General features: G+C 61.0%; 19 protein-coding genes. 8 read left to right on the forward strand and 11 right to left on the reverse strand.

Going from position 1 to position 14,639, the window contains the following annotated elements; translation table 11 throughout:
• Positions 1–39 precede the first annotated feature (39 nt).
• On the reverse strand, positions 40–468 hold the full coding sequence (flbT, locus tag ACP7AL_RS08770; RefSeq protein WP_024918928.1) for a flagellar biosynthesis repressor FlbT: 429 nt from the start codon (positions 466–468) through the stop codon (positions 40–42).
• A gap of 308 nt (positions 469–776) precedes the next feature.
• Between flbT (ACP7AL_RS08770) and ACP7AL_RS08775 the strand changes: the two genes are divergently transcribed.
• The 5 genes from ACP7AL_RS08775 (at position 777) to ACP7AL_RS08795 (ending at position 5,450) form a co-directional block, all read left to right on the forward strand.
• Positions 777–2,330, forward strand: a complete 1,554-nt coding sequence (locus ACP7AL_RS08775) for a flagellin (protein WP_425990721.1) — start codon at positions 777–779, stop codon at positions 2,328–2,330.
• Positions 2,331–2,608: 278 nt separating this feature from the next.
• Entirely contained in the window at positions 2,609–4,177 is a 1,569-nt protein-coding gene (locus tag ACP7AL_RS08780; protein WP_425990723.1) for a flagellin, read from the forward strand.
• Between the two features lie 137 nt (positions 4,178–4,314).
• Positions 4,315–4,695, forward strand: a complete 381-nt coding sequence (flbT, locus tag ACP7AL_RS08785; protein WP_006021440.1) for a flagellar biosynthesis repressor FlbT — start codon at positions 4,315–4,317, stop codon at positions 4,693–4,695.
• A 3-nt stretch (positions 4,696–4,698) separates the two neighbouring features.
• On the forward strand, positions 4,699–5,064 hold the full coding sequence (flaF, locus tag ACP7AL_RS08790; RefSeq protein WP_425990725.1) for a flagellar biosynthesis regulator FlaF: 366 nt from the start codon (positions 4,699–4,701) through the stop codon (positions 5,062–5,064).
• Positions 5,065–5,084: 20 nt separating this feature from the next.
• Entirely contained in the window at positions 5,085–5,450 is a 366-nt protein-coding gene (locus ACP7AL_RS08795) for a hypothetical protein (protein ID WP_425990727.1), read from the forward strand.
• Here the strand turns inward: ACP7AL_RS08795 and ACP7AL_RS08800 are convergent.
• The 4 genes from ACP7AL_RS08800 to ACP7AL_RS08815 form a co-directional block, all read right to left on the reverse strand.
• Entirely contained in the window at positions 5,447–5,809 is a 363-nt protein-coding gene (locus ACP7AL_RS08800) for a hypothetical protein (protein WP_425990729.1), read from the reverse strand. The two genes, ACP7AL_RS08795 and ACP7AL_RS08800, sit on opposite strands and share 4 nt — an antisense overlap.
• A gap of 248 nt (positions 5,810–6,057) precedes the next feature.
• Positions 6,058–6,546, reverse strand: a complete 489-nt coding sequence (locus tag ACP7AL_RS08805) for a hypothetical protein (protein ID WP_425990731.1) — start codon at positions 6,544–6,546, stop codon at positions 6,058–6,060.
• A 19-nt stretch (positions 6,547–6,565) separates the two neighbouring features.
• Positions 6,566–6,907: a flagellar assembly peptidoglycan hydrolase FlgJ gene (gene flgJ, locus ACP7AL_RS08810; RefSeq protein ID WP_425990733.1), complete on the reverse strand. Its 342-nt coding sequence runs from the start codon at positions 6,905–6,907 to the stop codon at positions 6,566–6,568.
• On the reverse strand, positions 6,907–8,016 hold the full coding sequence (locus tag ACP7AL_RS08815; protein ID WP_425990735.1) for a flagellar basal body P-ring protein FlgI: 1,110 nt from the start codon (positions 8,014–8,016) through the stop codon (positions 6,907–6,909). The genes flgJ and ACP7AL_RS08815 overlap by 1 nt, the downstream gene beginning before the upstream one ends.
• A gap of 307 nt (positions 8,017–8,323) precedes the next feature.
• Here ACP7AL_RS08815 and ACP7AL_RS08820 point away from each other — a divergent pair, with 307 nt between their 5' ends.
• The 3 genes from ACP7AL_RS08820 (at position 8,324) to ACP7AL_RS08830 (ending at position 9,677) form a co-directional block, all read left to right on the forward strand.
• The gene (locus ACP7AL_RS08820) at positions 8,324–8,731 is read left to right on the forward strand and encodes a flagellar assembly protein FliX (protein WP_024918934.1); all 408 of its coding nucleotides are present in this window, start codon (positions 8,324–8,326) and stop codon (positions 8,729–8,731) included.
• Between the two features lie 255 nt (positions 8,732–8,986).
• Positions 8,987–9,352: an RNA polymerase-binding protein DksA gene (dksA, locus tag ACP7AL_RS08825; RefSeq protein ID WP_006021432.1), complete on the forward strand. Its 366-nt coding sequence runs from the start codon at positions 8,987–8,989 to the stop codon at positions 9,350–9,352.
• Positions 9,353–9,479: 127 nt separating this feature from the next.
• Positions 9,480–9,677: a DUF3551 domain-containing protein gene (locus ACP7AL_RS08830; protein ID WP_425990738.1), complete on the forward strand. Its 198-nt coding sequence runs from the start codon at positions 9,480–9,482 to the stop codon at positions 9,675–9,677.
• A 15-nt stretch (positions 9,678–9,692) separates the two neighbouring features.
• Here the strand turns inward: ACP7AL_RS08830 and ACP7AL_RS08835 are convergent, their stop codons facing one another.
• From ACP7AL_RS08835 to flgG, 6 genes are all read right to left on the reverse strand, one after another.
• The gene (locus tag ACP7AL_RS08835; protein ID WP_425990740.1) at positions 9,693–10,841 is read right to left on the reverse strand and encodes a diguanylate cyclase; all 1,149 of its coding nucleotides are present in this window, start codon (positions 10,839–10,841) and stop codon (positions 9,693–9,695) included.
• 200 nt (positions 10,842–11,041) lie between these two features.
• A complete protein-coding gene (locus ACP7AL_RS08840) occupies positions 11,042–11,281 on the reverse strand; it encodes a hypothetical protein (protein WP_425990742.1) in 240 nt (79 codons plus the stop codon).
• 103 nt (positions 11,282–11,384) lie between these two features.
• On the reverse strand, positions 11,385–11,678 hold the full coding sequence (locus ACP7AL_RS08845) for a hypothetical protein (RefSeq protein ID WP_006021428.1): 294 nt from the start codon (positions 11,676–11,678) through the stop codon (positions 11,385–11,387).
• Positions 11,679–12,026: 348 nt separating this feature from the next.
• Positions 12,027–12,785, reverse strand: a complete 759-nt coding sequence (gene flgH, locus ACP7AL_RS08850) for a flagellar basal body L-ring protein FlgH (RefSeq protein ID WP_024918937.1) — start codon at positions 12,783–12,785, stop codon at positions 12,027–12,029.
• Between the two features lie 6 nt (positions 12,786–12,791).
• Positions 12,792–13,829 (reverse strand): flagellar basal body P-ring formation chaperone FlgA, encoded by a 1,038-nt coding sequence (gene flgA / locus ACP7AL_RS08855; protein ID WP_425990745.1) that lies wholly within the window; start codon positions 13,827–13,829, stop codon positions 12,792–12,794.
• An 11-nt stretch (positions 13,830–13,840) separates the two neighbouring features.
• A complete protein-coding gene (gene flgG, locus ACP7AL_RS08860; protein WP_006021425.1) occupies positions 13,841–14,629 on the reverse strand; it encodes a flagellar basal-body rod protein FlgG in 789 nt (262 codons plus the stop codon).
• Positions 14,630–14,639 lie beyond the last annotated feature (10 nt).

A 14,639-nucleotide genomic window follows, 5' to 3' on the forward strand; every position in this document is an offset into this window, starting at 1 on the left:
TTCTGGAGGCCTTTTTTGTTCACTGGTCTGCGTGTGGTGTCAGGCGGCGCTGCTGAGGCTGGCTTCGCGCGCCTGTCCGTCTTTGGCGCTGTCGAGAAGCTGCTTTTCGTAAGCGATCAGTTTTTTCGATTCCTTCAGCGCTCTATAATAGTCGCCGCTTAAAATGTAGTTATTGATTTCTTCGACGAAGCCGGCCGCGCTTGGCGCGACGCTGAGGAAGTCACGCATCACGTCGAAGTACACCGAATGATGCTCCTGCGGATCGTGCGAAATGTACATGAGCTGGACCGCCAGATAGATCAGCTTCGCCGGCGTGTCGGCGGTATCCGGCGTCAGGATATCTTTCTCTCGCAAGACGGGCAGCCTCTCTCCTTCGATCAGGAATTTCGCGCGCTGATCGGTATTGGTGATGACGCACGACCCGACGATGATCTTTTCGTGCGGCTTGAGTTCGACCTTCAAAGCCATGGCGGTTCTCCGTGCGAGCCGGTTTCAAATCGATCCGGCGGATGGCGCGATCCTTTCGCGTTATGGTTAACGCGAGGTAAACGCCACGGTGACCATGGGGCGGCGGCGTTTAAGAAATAGTCCTGTCAAATCAACGTATTTGCGGTTTGCCGCAGTGCGTCCGCAGCCGCGTTTTGCGGACAGTTGAACGAAACCGGTTCACACCTTTTTAGACTGTTGGTTCCAATGTCGGACGGCTCGCTGATCGAAGCTATCAGCGGCACGCTTGTACACGTTGCGTTTTGCGTCACACCAGAAAGGTACGCCCAATGTCTTCTATCGTTCTCTCGTCGTCGGTTCGTCAGAACCTGCTCTCGCTCCAGTCGACCGCAGACCTCCTGTCGACCACCCAGACCCGCCTTGCCACCGGCAAGAAGGTCAACACCGCTCTCGACAACCCGACCAACTTCTTCACTGCCGCCGGCCTCGATGCCCGCGCCAGCGACATCAACAACCTCCTCGACGGCATCGGCAACGGCGTGCAGGTCATTCAGGCCGCCAACACCGGCATCAGCTCGCTCCAGAAGCTGGTTGATACCGCGAAGTCGATCGCCAACCAGGCTCTCCAGACCCCGGTCGGTTACACCAAGTCGTCCGTGACGTCGCTTGCGACCACCGGCGCGACCGCTGCCAACCTGCTCGGCGATCCTGATACGGCTGCTACGCGCACCGGTACCGCCACCGGTACTCTCGCGGCTGCTTCGGCTCTGACCGGCGCGACCGGCGGTAGCTTCGTTGCCGGCGACACCGTCATCGTCAACGGCACAACGATCAAGGTCACCGCTGCCGGCGCTGGTACTGCGACCGTCACCACCGATCCGGATGGCACGATCAACCTGAACACCACCGCGACCACTGCTGCGACCACGACCGACTTGACCGATGCGATCAAGACGGCTCTGGGCGGCGGCACCGCGGCTGCGTCGATCGCCAGCAACCAGGTTACGATCACGGCTGGCAACACCACCGACAGCATCACCCTCGGCGGCACCGCGCTGGCCAAGATCGGCCTCACCGCCGCGACGACTGCTCCGACCTCGACGGTGACCGGCAAGACGCTGACCATTGCTTCGACCGGTGGCGGCACAGCGACCAACATCACCTTCGGTAAGGGTGCTGGTCAGGTTTCGACCCTGAACGAGCTCAACGCGGCTCTGCTGTCGAACAACCTGCAGGCTTCGATCGATACCGCTGGCAAGATCACCATCACCACCTCCAACGATGCCGCTTCGGCGAACATCGGAACCATCGGCGGTACGGCGGCGGCGTTTGCCAGTGCAGCGGCCTCTCAGGCGGTTGCCGATCCGAACTCGCAGGCAACCCGCACCAGCCTGGTCAACCAGTACAACAACGTCATCGACCAGATCCGCACGACGGCTCAGGACGCGTCCTTCAACGGCGTGAACCTCCTGAACGGCGACCAGCTCAAGCTGGTGTTCAACGAAACCGGCAAGTCAACGCTGAACATCACCGGCGTCAACTTCAACCCGGCTGGCCTTGGTCTTGGCTCGCTGAGCGTTGGCACCGACTTCGTCGACAACGCGGCGACCAACAAGGTTCTGGCTTCTCTGAACACCGCCAGCACCACGCTTCGTTCGCAGGCTTCGGCTCTGGGTTCGAACCTGTCGATCGTGCAGACCCGTCAGGACTTCTCGAAGAGCCTGATCAACGTGCTGCAGACCGGCTCGTCCAACCTGACGCTGGCTGACACCAACGAGGAAGCGGCGAACAGCCAGGCGCTGTCGACCCGCCAGTCGATCGCGGTGTCCGCACTGTCGCTGGCCAACCAGTCGCAGCAGAGCGTTCTCCAGCTGCTCCGCTAATACCGGAAGCACTGCAAACCATCAGAACGGCGGGGGAAACCCCGCCGTTTTTTTATGGGTTTTGCTCGCGGAACGGTGCCGGAAGGCTCAAGCGGAAGGAATTTGAGGCGCAGGCGAGGGGTCGAAAACGCATTTACCCTTCGTTAAGGAAACAATTTAATCGGCTCTTAACCATAATTTAAACGGTGCCTCCTAAGAATTGGGGAAAGACGGTCGTTCTCCAAGTTGCATCACGCCGCTTCGTCGCCGGCTTTTGCTTATCTAAGGAAGGTACACAAATGTCCGATATCGTTCTTACGGCGTCAGTTCGCCAGAACCTGCTGTCGCTGCAATCGACGGCGGACCTTCTCGCAACCACCCAGAACCGCCTCGCGACCGGCAAAAAGGTCAACTCGGCCCTCGATAACCCGACCAACTTCTTCACGGCCGCCGGGCTCGACGCCCGCGCCAGCGACATCAACAATCTTCTCGACGGCATCGGCAACGGTGTGCAGGTCCTGCAAGCCGCCAACACCGGCATCACTTCGCTGCAAAAGCTGATCGACAGCGCAAAGTCGATCGCCAACCAGGCGCTCCAGACCAACGTCGGCTACGCCAAATCGAGTTTCACAACTGGCCCGAACCCCGGGGCGACGGGCGCCAACCTGCTTGGATTGCCGGATACCGCTGCAACCGTGACCGGCGCTGTCGTCGGCGGCGGCCTGACTCCGGCCACCACGCTGGCCGCTGCCGGCTTTGCCAATGGCGACTCGTTCACCGTTAACGGCAAGACGATTTCGTTCGTCACCGGTTTGGCTGCCGATCCGGCATCCACGACCGATCCCGTCACCGGTAATGTTTCGATCAGCCTGGCGAGTACCGCCGGCGGTACCGTCGCGACCATCCAGAGCGCTATCAGCAGCATCACCGGCGGTACGACGAGCATCGCGGGCAACCAGCTGACCGTCAGCAACGCAGTCGCCGACACCAGCAACAGCATTGTGTTCGGCGGCACCAGCAGCGTGCTGGCCAAGCTCGGCCTCTCGACCGGCACCACGCCGCCGACCTATACCTTCTCAGGCAAGACACTGACCATCCCGTCGACTGCGGGTGGACCGGCGACCAACATCGTCTTCGGCAATGGTGTTGGACAGATCTCCACCATCAATCAGCTCAACGCGGCGCTGCTGCCGAACAATCTTCAGGCCAGCATCGATTCGACCGGCGCGATCACCGTCACCACATCCAACGACGCCGCGTCTTCGACGATCGGCGCCCTCGGCGGCACCGCGACGGCGCCCGGTGAGTTGTTCGCGGGCGTGATCGTCTCCGCGCCGGTTGGCGAAGCCAACTCGCAGGCAACGCGCGCGGGCCTCGTGTCGCAATACAACAACATCATCAACCAGATCAAAACGACATCGCAGGACGCGTCGTTCAACGGCGTGAACCTCCTGAACGGCGACCAGCTCAAGCTGGTGTTCAACGAAACCGGAAAGTCGACGCTGAACATCACCGGCGTCAATCTCGATCCGGCTGGCCTCGGTCTTGGCGCGCTGACCTCCGGCACCGACTTCATCGACAACGTCGCGACCAACAAGGTGCTCGACGCGCTCAACTACGCGAGCAGCTTCCTGCGCTCGCAGGCATCGACGCTGGGTTCGAACCTGTCGATCGTGCAGATCCGCCAGGACTTCTCGAAGAACCTGATCAACGTGCTGCAGACCGGTTCGACGAACCTGACCATCGCCGACACCAACGAGGAAGCCGCCAACAGCCAGGCGCTGTCGACCCGCCAGTCGATCGCAGTGTCCGCGCTGGCGCTTGCCAACCAGTCGCAGCAGAGTGTGCTTCAGCTTCTCCGGACTTAAGAGACGGCTAAGGCTTAAGCAGGAAAAGCGGCGAGGGGGCATCCTCGCCGCTTTTTCGCGCCTTAAATTGCCGGTATTGCTCGTGACGGGCGGGCGCCGGTTCTGACACGAACTGCGCAGCGCAAGGGAGACAGAATGTGGCCCTCAGAGTCGAACTCAAGCCGTTTGAACGCATCGTCATCGGCCAAAGCGTCATCACCAATTCGGAAACGCGTGCGACGTTTCTGATCGATGGTGAGGTGCCGATTCTGCGCGAGAAGGATATTCTGACTGCGGAGACCGCGAACACGCCGGTCAAGCGAATCTATCTCTGCGTTCAGCAGATGTATCTCGAAGACGACATACCGAAATATCAGGATCTCTATCTCGGCTTCGTCAAGGATTTGCTGGAAGCAGTGCCAAGTTTCCGCAGCCACATAGAGGCCGCAAGTAATCTTATTTTAAGCGGTTATCTTTACAAAGCTCTAAGAGAAATCAGGAAACTGATAAGTCGCGAAGACGAACTCCTATCGAGGTGATGAATGTCTAACGCTGCCCAAGCCTACGCACGCACCGCTCAGACGACGGCGTCTCCCCGGGAGATCGAAGCGCAGGCTCTTCTGAAGGCCGCGAACAAGCTTCAGCATGCGATGACGAACTGGGATCATCCCGATACGAATTTCGCCGAAGCGCTGCTCTTCAACCGCAAGCTCTGGGCGATCCTTCTGAGCGCGGTGACCAGCGACGAAAATCCGCAAACTATCGAGGTTCGTCAGAACATTGCCAACATCGGTACGTTCGTCCTGACGCAGACCGCGGAATTGCAGCTCAACCCGCAGCCAGAAAAGCTGAAGTCGCTGATCGACATCAATTGCAATCTGGCGGCTGGCCTGTCCGGCCGCGCCTGACACCAGCGCATGGACGAACGATGGCCGATCTTTTAAGCATCATATCGTCGAACTACGTGGCGGTCGGCTCGAACGTCAACTATTCGAAAGGGCCTTACGTGCCCGTCGATGCCGCCAGCTACGAGGGTAACTGGACCGGCAAGTACGCCAACAACGACACGTTCAGCATTCAGGTCTCCAACGTCATCGGCTTCCGCGCCAAGGCGCGGTATCAGAGCGGCTCGACGGTGAAGTACCAGGACGTCCTGATCAGGGACAACTCGTTCAAGATCGGCGATTCGAAGTTCACGCTGACGAAGCAGGGTACGGCGCAGATCAAGACGGTCATGACCACCAACGGCACCCAGACCCTCGAGACCGCCTACGCCCAGCAGAACGGCCGTTAAACCCTCAAATCCGTATTTCTGCGCATGTTGTCCTCACGGGCGAGATCCATTGCCCGCAGATAGGCGCGTGCGCGCAGCCGCGCCTCGTCAGGATACTGGCGCACGACCAGGCTGGTTCTGCTGTCGACGGTGCGATAGACGATCTCGGCCGCGGCGCGATCGATAATCACCTGCTTCGAAAGCCGATCGGTTTCCGCCTGGGGATTGATGCGTGCCTGAACCGAGGGATCCGGCGCCGTAACGGCCTTGTCAGGTGGCAGTTGCGTCTGGACAGCCGTCTTCGCGCCGTTGGATGCCGGCTCGACGTATGTTGCAGAAACCGATGCCCCCACCGGTTTGATGTTGAAATCCGCACTCATGGCAGCCTCTGGCTTCCCCTTGAGTCAAACCCCAACCCTCCAATGCCGATTATGAGTGGAACCGGATGAATCCGGTCCTTATGTTCCCGCGCGGAATTGAATCAAAGTATCTGCATTTCGCATCGCGGCGACGTGCGAACGTCATTGCGAGCGAAACGAAGCAATCCAGACTGGCTCATCGCAGGCAGGCGCTGGTGCTTCGCCGCTTGCTTCTCGCAATGACGGCGCGGAATATCTAAAAATAATCGCTAAAGCGAACGGCTGACGGACAGCGGGGTCACCTGACGCGGTCCCGGCGTCGCGCGCTGTCCGCCGGCGGTGTAGCCGTTCGGAAGATTCTTCCGCTGCATTTCGCTGTTGACGCCGCGCACGATGCCCTCGGAGACCGCGTGAGCCGTCGCAAGTACGGTGAGATTGACCTGCAGCATCGCGCGGAACGTGTCGTGATGGCGGTGCAGCGCGGCGAGCAGTTCAGGCGTCGATTGCTTGAGGTAGTCGCGGCTGTGCGCAAGTCGGGAAATCGCGTCGGTGTACTGCCGCGACATCTCGTTCTTTTCGGTCTCCAGCGTCATCGCTTCGCGGATATTGCCGGCGCGGACCAGTTCGGTCTCGCGCTCTACGATCCCGAGCAGGGTGCTCATGATCTTCAGCAGCCCTTCAGCCAGCTTGCGCGCCTCGACCGGCGTCGCTGCTGGCGCGGGAGCCGTGGTTGCTTTGGCATTTTGCTGTTGCGTCATGGGTGCTCTTCCGTTGCGTCTAGCCGGCGCGGTTGGCCTGCTGAAGAATGAGAGTGCGGTAGACGTCGTTTGAAATTCCGACGCCGCCCGCCTGCGCGAAAGACTTGGAGTATTGCTCCGTCATCATCGAGCGCCAGACGCCGGTGCCCGGCGTGTTGCCGTAAGGCCCGTCGCCCTTGATGCCGTTCATCATCTGCGAAAACATCGAGTTGAGAAACACGGCCTCGAAATCCTGCGCCTGGCTCTTGGCTTTCGCCTGCGCCTGCGGCGAAACTTTCGTCAGCGCGTCTTGCAGCGTGAGGTCGGGACGTCCGCCGGTGAAGGTGGCAGGTGCCCGCGTGGTGGTCGGGGTGATGCTCATTACATCACCTCGATGTCGGCCTGGATCGCGCCCGAAGCCTTGATGGCTTGCAAGATGCCGATCAGGTCGCGCGGGCCGATGCCGAGGCCGTTGAGGCCATCGACCAGTTGTTGCAGCGAGACGCCGTCCTTCACGACCGCGAGTTTTTTGCCGTCCTCCTGAACGCCGACGCGTGTATTCGGTGTGACCACAGTGCGTCCGCGCGAGAATGGCGCGGGCTGGCTGACCTGCGGGCTTTCCGAAATGGAGACGGTAAGATTGCCCTGTGCGACCGCGACGGTGGCGACGCGCACATCGCGGCCCATCACGATGATGCCGGAGCGTTCGTCGATGATGATCTTGGCGCCGAGATCCGGCTCGACCTGCAACTGTTCGATCTCGGTCAGCAGCGCGACCACGTTACCCTTGAACTCCGCCGGAATGCTGAGCTGTACGGTGGAGGGATCGACCGGCTCGGCGGTCTTGGTGCCGAGATAGTCGTTGACCGCGGCGGCAATGCGCTTGGCGGTGGTGAAGTCGCCGTTGCGCAGGGCAAGGCGGACGTTGGGCAGGCGGTTCAGCGCGAACTCGATTTCGCGCTCGATGATCGCGCCGTTGGCGATGCGGCCGACTGTCGGGACGCCCTTGGTGACACTTGCACCTTGGCCTTCGGCCGAAAAGCCGCCGATCGCCAGCGAGCCTTGTCCGACTGCGTAAACGTTGCCGTCGGCGCCGAGCAGGGGGGTGACCAGAAGCGTGCCGCCCTGAAGGCTCTTGGCGTCGCCGAGCGCCGACACCGTGACGTCCATCCGGGTGCCCTGGGTGCCGAAAGCGGGCAGGTTGCCCGTGACCATGACGGCCGCGACGTTGCCGGTGCGGATGGTGGAGCCGCGGATGTTGACGCCCATGCGCTCAAGCATCGCCTGCAGCGACTGCTTGGTGAAAGGGATGTTGTTGAGCGTGTCGCCGGTGCCGTTCAGGCCGACCACGAGGCCGTAACCGATCAACTGGTTTTGGCGCACGCCCTCGATGTTCGCGAGATCCTTGATCCGCGATGTCGCCTGGGCCGATGCGCTGAAGGCGGACAGCATGGCGATCGCCATGCAGGCAGCCTGAAAAATCCGAAACATCCTCTGCTCCCCGCTGAGGTCTCTGCGGTCCGACCCCGTGCTCCCCACGAGGTTAGTCCGCAGTTAACTATGCGAGGGCCGTGCCAGAGCGTGCCGCTCCTTAAGATATTGTTCTGGCTAACGAATTATCGAAAGCGTCCGGTCGCTGTCCTCCGCCCGGAGCGCCGAACTTGCCGTATCCGGCATAAATTGCCGGGCTGTTTACTTCCCGTTAACCATAAATGGCCACTTTGGGGCATGGGGTTCCGCGGACCGGTGTAACAGCAGAGCTGGTGGTCCCGACCTGTTGTCTTGCGAGATAGGCACGATGCGAATCTACGGACCGAATGGAGCCAATCTGACATCGCCGGCGGCAAACGCGCGGCGCTCAAGCTCGACGTCCTTTTCCCTCGGCGACATCGGCACAACATCGGAAACCCGCCCGGCGGCAGCGCCGCGCGCCACCAGCGGCATCGATGCACTGCTGGCGATGCAGGGTGTTGAAGACTCCACGGAGCGCCGCCGCCGATCGGTGGCGCGGGGCCGGACTGCGCTCGATGTCCTCGATGATCTCAAGATCGGTCTCCTGGCTGGATCGTTCGATTCGACCACGGTCGCCCGCTTGCGCACTGCAGCGGCCGACCTGAAAGCCAGTTCCGGCGACCCCGGACTTGACCAGGTGCTGTCCGAAATCGAGCTGCGGGTGGAAGTCGAACTCGCCAAGGCCGGGCAGTAAGGCGGCTCGAAGGCGGTTCCTTTAGCCCGGAATTCCGGCCATTTCCGCGCCCGGGGCGGGGTGAGGTTCCCTGTGGAAGGCCTTATTTCAGCGCCCTATTCGGGTGCTTTCCGGCCCATCCGCGATATTGTCTGTCACATAGCGTAGCTATATAAGCTGCCGCGCGGACAGGCATTTTCCGTCCGCCTTGCATGTCGACATGGACCGCACTTGGAAAAGTTGAAGAACTACAGGCCCTCTGAAAAAGAGCCTTTCATGAACGAGCGTCAGCGGGAGTATTTCCGCCGGAAGCTGCTCGACTGGAAGGAAGAGATCCTTCGGGAATCGAAGACCACGCTTCAGCAGCTTCAGGAAGAGAACGTCAATCATCCTGATCTTGCCGACCGCGCTTCATCAGAAACCGATCGCGCCATCGAACTTCGCGCGCGCGACCGTCAACGCAAGCTCATCTCCAAGATCGACGCCGCCTTGCAGCGGATCGAGGACAATACCTACGGCTACTGCGAAGAAACCGGCGAGCCGATCTCGCTGAAGCGGCTGGAAGCGCGCCCGATCGCGACGCTGTCGGTCGAGGCGCAGGAGCGCCACGAAAAGCGCGAGAAGGTTTACCGCGACGAATAACGCAACCCGCGTCGCAACCTGTTGATCGATTTAGCCCGGTGGTCGAAAGATCATCGGGCTTTTTCGTTCCGTTTCGGAACAGGAGGGGCCTTCGCGAATTACGCCTAACAACAAAGGGAGGATAATCGTGAAGATAATTTTGATCGCACTGGCGCTGGCGACAGCATCGTTCGCCTTCATCGGTCAGGCCGATGCGCGTGGTTACAGGTATTGCCTCAAGAGTTCGCCTGGCCCCGGCGACTGCAGATACGCAAGCTATCAGCAGTGCAAGGCTTCGGCATCGGGTGTGGGCGGGACCTGCGTGCGCAACTATGGGCGGCGCTGAGCCGGAATTCTCCGGCTATGCGGCAAGGCTGAAGCCGGAGATCTGAACCCGGTTGCGGCCGGAAGCCTTGGCTTCATAGAGTGCAGCATCTGCTCTGCTGAGCAGCGCCTGAAGCGTCTCCGGCTCCGCCGAACGGATTGCGATTCCTGCACTGACCGTTGCCCGGACCGGTCCATTCTCGGTGTGAACGATCGTTGCTTCGATTTGAGATCGGATGCGGTCCGCAACAGCGGCCGAAGCCTTCGGACTGGAGTCCGGCATGATGATGCAAAATTCTTCGCCGCCCATCCGCCCGGCAAGATCGTTCGCACGGATGTTCGCGTGGATCACGTCGGCGAACGCCATCAGAATCCGGTCGCCGGAATCATGTCCGAAGCGGTCGTTGATCGTCTTGAAGTAATCCAGATCCATCATCACGACCGCGGTGCCGGCTGGAGCGGTCCCCATCCGGCCGTCGAATAATGCGCGCCGGTTGAGAAGGCCGGTCAGCGCGTCTCTCATTGCCTCCGACTTGTGGCCGTTCGCGATCCGCATCTGATTGAGGGTGAGGGAGAGGGCTCCGATACCGGTCAGCCCGGCGATCGCCATGATCGAGTTAAACTCCTCGGCCCAGTTTGAAGGCCGCGACGTCAGCACGATCTGGCCCTGCTCGGCGAGGGCGTAACCGCACGCGATGAAGGACGCCGCTGTGGCGACACAGCATATGGTGTTCGCCGTCATCAGGAGTGGGGATTCGGCGCGCGCCAGCCAGTAATGACGCGCGATCAATAAAAGAAGCGCGCCAATCGCGATGTTGCCAATCATCGTTCCGATACCGGAGTACCCCAGCGCGAAGGCTGCCGATGTCGAGATGAAAGCAAGCGCGACGGATACGGTTGTCGACGTCCAGTTGCTCCGGCCCGTGCAAAACCTGGCGCAGCCCGCGTGAAGCAATCCAAATCCCGCGATCAGGAACAGGAAGGATGTCAGCAGAAGTCCCGAATTGTACTTATCAACGACAGCGCCGAAGACAACGACGCCGGCGACGATGAGTGCAAGTCCGATCGACCAGATCAACAGATGGGTCTCGGATCGTCCGATCGCCCACATCATGAGGAACGTGATGCCGAGCGATGCGCCCGAAAAGCCGATGGCGACGAGGACGGATAGCTGATCGAGAAACATGACGCGTCCGCGGGTGAATTCTGGCCCCTAGATAGGTCAATGATCGTTACCTAACCAACGACAGCGGCGTCATTCGCTCCTCAGGGTGATCAAATGGTTACTCTGTTCAATCAAAGGATCGCGGTACCTCTCGTGCCGAGAAAGCCAGAGGCACGCACAAAGAAAAATGACCCCGTGAGGGGCCATTTCCTGCAACTCGATCAGCGATGGTTATGGTGATGATGGCCACGCTTGATGACGATCACCTTCTTGTTGTGGCCGCGATGCCATCCATGATGGCGATGCATTTCGGCGCGCGCGCCGCGATATTCACCGTGATGATGACCACGATGCATTCCACGATCGCCGGTCTTGACGACAACGGTCTGCGCGCTGGCGATCGACGGGACTGCGATGGCGAGCGCCGCAACAGCCGCAACAACAAAACCAAACTTCTTCATATCTTTCTCTCCTTTGAATAAAGCGAGAGTAGAACAGAAGCAGCAGGCTATCGTTCCGTGTGTTTCGCCGGTATTTTTATGAACCGCTGTTCATGCGCGGCCGCTAGGCCAGGGTATGTACGATGACGGGTCCGGCGACGGCGGTGGCCGGTCCAGTGAGCAACGGCGCAAGACTCTGCTCGATCCATGCAAGTCCGCGCCTGTTCGACTCTTCCGCGCCCGCGAAATTGTTGAAGATGCTGATCGCCGTCACCGTGTCGTCCGGCGCATAGATCACATAGTAAGCGATGAAGCCTTCGACATCGCTGATGATCGGGATCGCGCCTTCCTTGATCGTGCGCGCGAGTTCCTCGGCCATGCCGGCCTTTGCCTTTCCCTGACGAATAGCGGCGTACATGACACCCTCCTTCACCGGTCGGCTGCTCAAGGTTGCGAACGCTGCGACGTTGCATCGCGCCCATTCAGAGGCGGCCGAGCAGCAGGATTGTCCGCGCTGAAGGGTACGCAGCTTGCGCGGATGGAAATTATCACTTCCGTCGCCCTCTGAACACGGTGAATGTTTGCCCAAACGATCACGGCTCTCATCAGGGGAGCTGATGAGAGCCGCGTCGTGAACACCTTGCTGCGCCTAGGTTCGCCGCCGGGTGTGGGAGCTGGGAGAGAGACGGTGGGAGCCGTCCCTTATCGAAGAGACATCATCCTTTCCGAAATCGGGCCTGTCTTGAATTGCGCCTCGGTGTGGCGGTTAGAACGGCAGCAGAATATCGAAGGCCTGCTGGCCGTAGCGAGCTTGCTGCACATCGGTGAGCTGGCCGCGGCCGCCGTAGGCGATGCGGGCCTGCGCGATCTTGCTGGAGTCGATGGTGTTGTCGCTCTGGATATCCTCAGGGCGCACGATGCCCGCCACGACCAGTTCGCGGACTTCGAAGTTGACGCGGATTTCCTGTTTGCCTTCGACCACAAGGTTGCCGTTCGGCAGCAACTGGGTCACGACGGCGGCGACGTTGGTCTGCAATGCTTCCTGTCGGTTCACCGAGCCCTTGCCGTCGCTGGACGAGGTGGAGTCCGCGGTCAGCATCCGGCCCGGAGGGATCGCGGCATTGGTGCCGGGAATCTTGTTGATGCCGAAGAAACTGGTGACGCCGGAATTTTCCGAGTTGGTGCGGCTGCGCTGGGTCTCGTTGGCGATATTGGCCTTGTCTGTAATGTTGACCTGCACCGTGAGGATGTCGCCGATCTGGTGCGCGCGCTGATCTTTGAAGAAGGCGCGCGATCCGTTCCGCCACAGCGAGTTCGGATTGAACGACGCCGGCTGCGGCGCGGGCATCGGCATCGACACCGGCTTGTAGCCCGCCTGCGTTGTCGGATTGTCGATCGCCGAGAGTTTCGGCTTTTCACCGATCGCCGCGAGACGATCGAGGGACGAACAGCCGCTGGCCATGGTGCCGAGTGCCAGCAGGCTGCCGGCGACTATAAGGCGATTGAACACGTGGGACTTGGACATGACTGATTACTCGGCTTTTCTGGATTCGGGTGCGGGAGCGGCAGGTGGCTCGCTGTTCGAAAGTGCTGCGGTGGTAAGGCGAGGGCCGGGGGCGGTGATGGTGACCTGACCGGGGCCGGTCACAACGCCCTGGACGGTGCGTTTCGATTGCAGGTTGACGATGTTGACGATGTCGCCTTCGGTGCCGCTGTCGAGCGCTTTGCCGCGGCCGGTGAGATAGAGGCCCGGTGCTTCGTAGATCAGCATGACGCCCTGATCGCGCGAGACCAGATCCGGCTTTCCGAGGTCCGCCGCTTTCAGCGCCTGTCCGGCGCGCATCTGCTTGCGGGCCTGCATGCCGACCGAACGGTCGCGGTTGATCACGTCGTTTCCGATTTCACTCCTTGGCCGCCGCTCGACCACCACGTCCGATGATCGCAGAATCTCGTTGCGCTCCACCGCGCGGGTCAGCACGGCTGCTTCGATGGTTTCGACCGCGGTGCCGATGAAGCGCAGCTTGGTCGGATTGTAGGTAACGTCGTTGGGAATCTCGAAGGTGATGTCGAAGCGTCCGTTGCGCGGGTCGAATCGCACGATGGTCGCGCGCATGTCGCCGGTATGGGCGGCGTCGAGCTGCAATTCGCGCAGGTCACGCTCGAATGTGACGGAGATGTTGGCGGCGTCACCGAGGCCGTTGCGCCGTTCCAGCACGCGGGCGATCTGCTGTTCGATCTCTTTCGAGACGAGGGTGCGCGAAGAGCGGGTGATCGACACTTCGCGAAGGTCGCGGGTATCGACGCCGATCACCTGATGCGTGCGCAGCGCGGTCAGGAGCTGCGCGACGGGCAGCGATCCGGTGGTGCCGAGATCGGGCGCACGGAAGATCGCGATCTGCGCGGCGCTGCCGGCGTTCTCCACGATGTCGCCGATGCGGACAATGTCGCTGCTCACCGTCACGCTGGCGCGCAGCGACGGCTGCGCAAGCGTGTCCTGGTCCGACTGCGCCAGCACGGCGCCGGACATTGCGGCGAGGAGGGCGGCGGCGATGACGAATGAACGCAACATCACTCTCTCCCTTAGCGGAACATGCCGGTGGTGGATTGCATCATCTGATCTGCGGCGCTGACGACCTTGGCGTTCATCTCATAGGCGCGCTGCGCGGCGATCAGGTCGGAGATTTCCGAAACCACCTCGACGTTGGCCGATTCAAGATTGCGCTGCTGCATGTCGCCGAAGCCGTCGGCATTGGCGAGGCCGTCCTGCGGCGGGCCGGAAGCCGGCGTGTCGGTGAACAGGTTGTCGCCGATCGATTGCAGGCCGGCCTTGTTGATGAAGCGGGTCAGACCGATCTGGCCGACCACGGTGGGCGTGGTCGAGCCCGGCGTCATGACCGACACCTGGCCCTGCTGGTTGATGGTGAGCTGCGATGAATTCTGCGGGATCGTGATGGTCGGCTGCACCGGGTTGCCCTGTGCCGTTACCACGCGGCCCTGGCCGTCGGTCGTGAACGAGCCGTCCCGCGTGTAGGTGTAGGTGCCGTCGGTCATCTGGATCTTGAAGTAACCCTCGCCGCGGATGGCGATATCGAGATCGCCGCCGGTCGGATTGAGCGTGCCCTGTGTCATCAGGCGCGGCGTGCCGACGGTCTTGACGCCGCCGCCGATATCGATGCCGACCGGAAGGATGGTGCCCTGATCCGAAGCCTGCGCGCCGACGCGCTTGACGTGTTCGTAGATGAGATCCTGGAACTGCGCGCGCTGCTTCTTGTAGCCGGTGGTGCGCAGGTTCGCGATGTTGTTGGAAATGACCTGGACGTTGAGCTCCTGAGCCGCCATCCCGGTCGCTGCTGTGTAAAGTGCGCGCATGGATCAGTTT

The organism is Afipia sp. DC4300-2b1 (genome assembly GCF_049895725.1).
GTDB classification, from domain to species: domain Bacteria; phylum Pseudomonadota; class Alphaproteobacteria; order Rhizobiales; family Xanthobacteraceae; genus Afipia; species Afipia broomeae.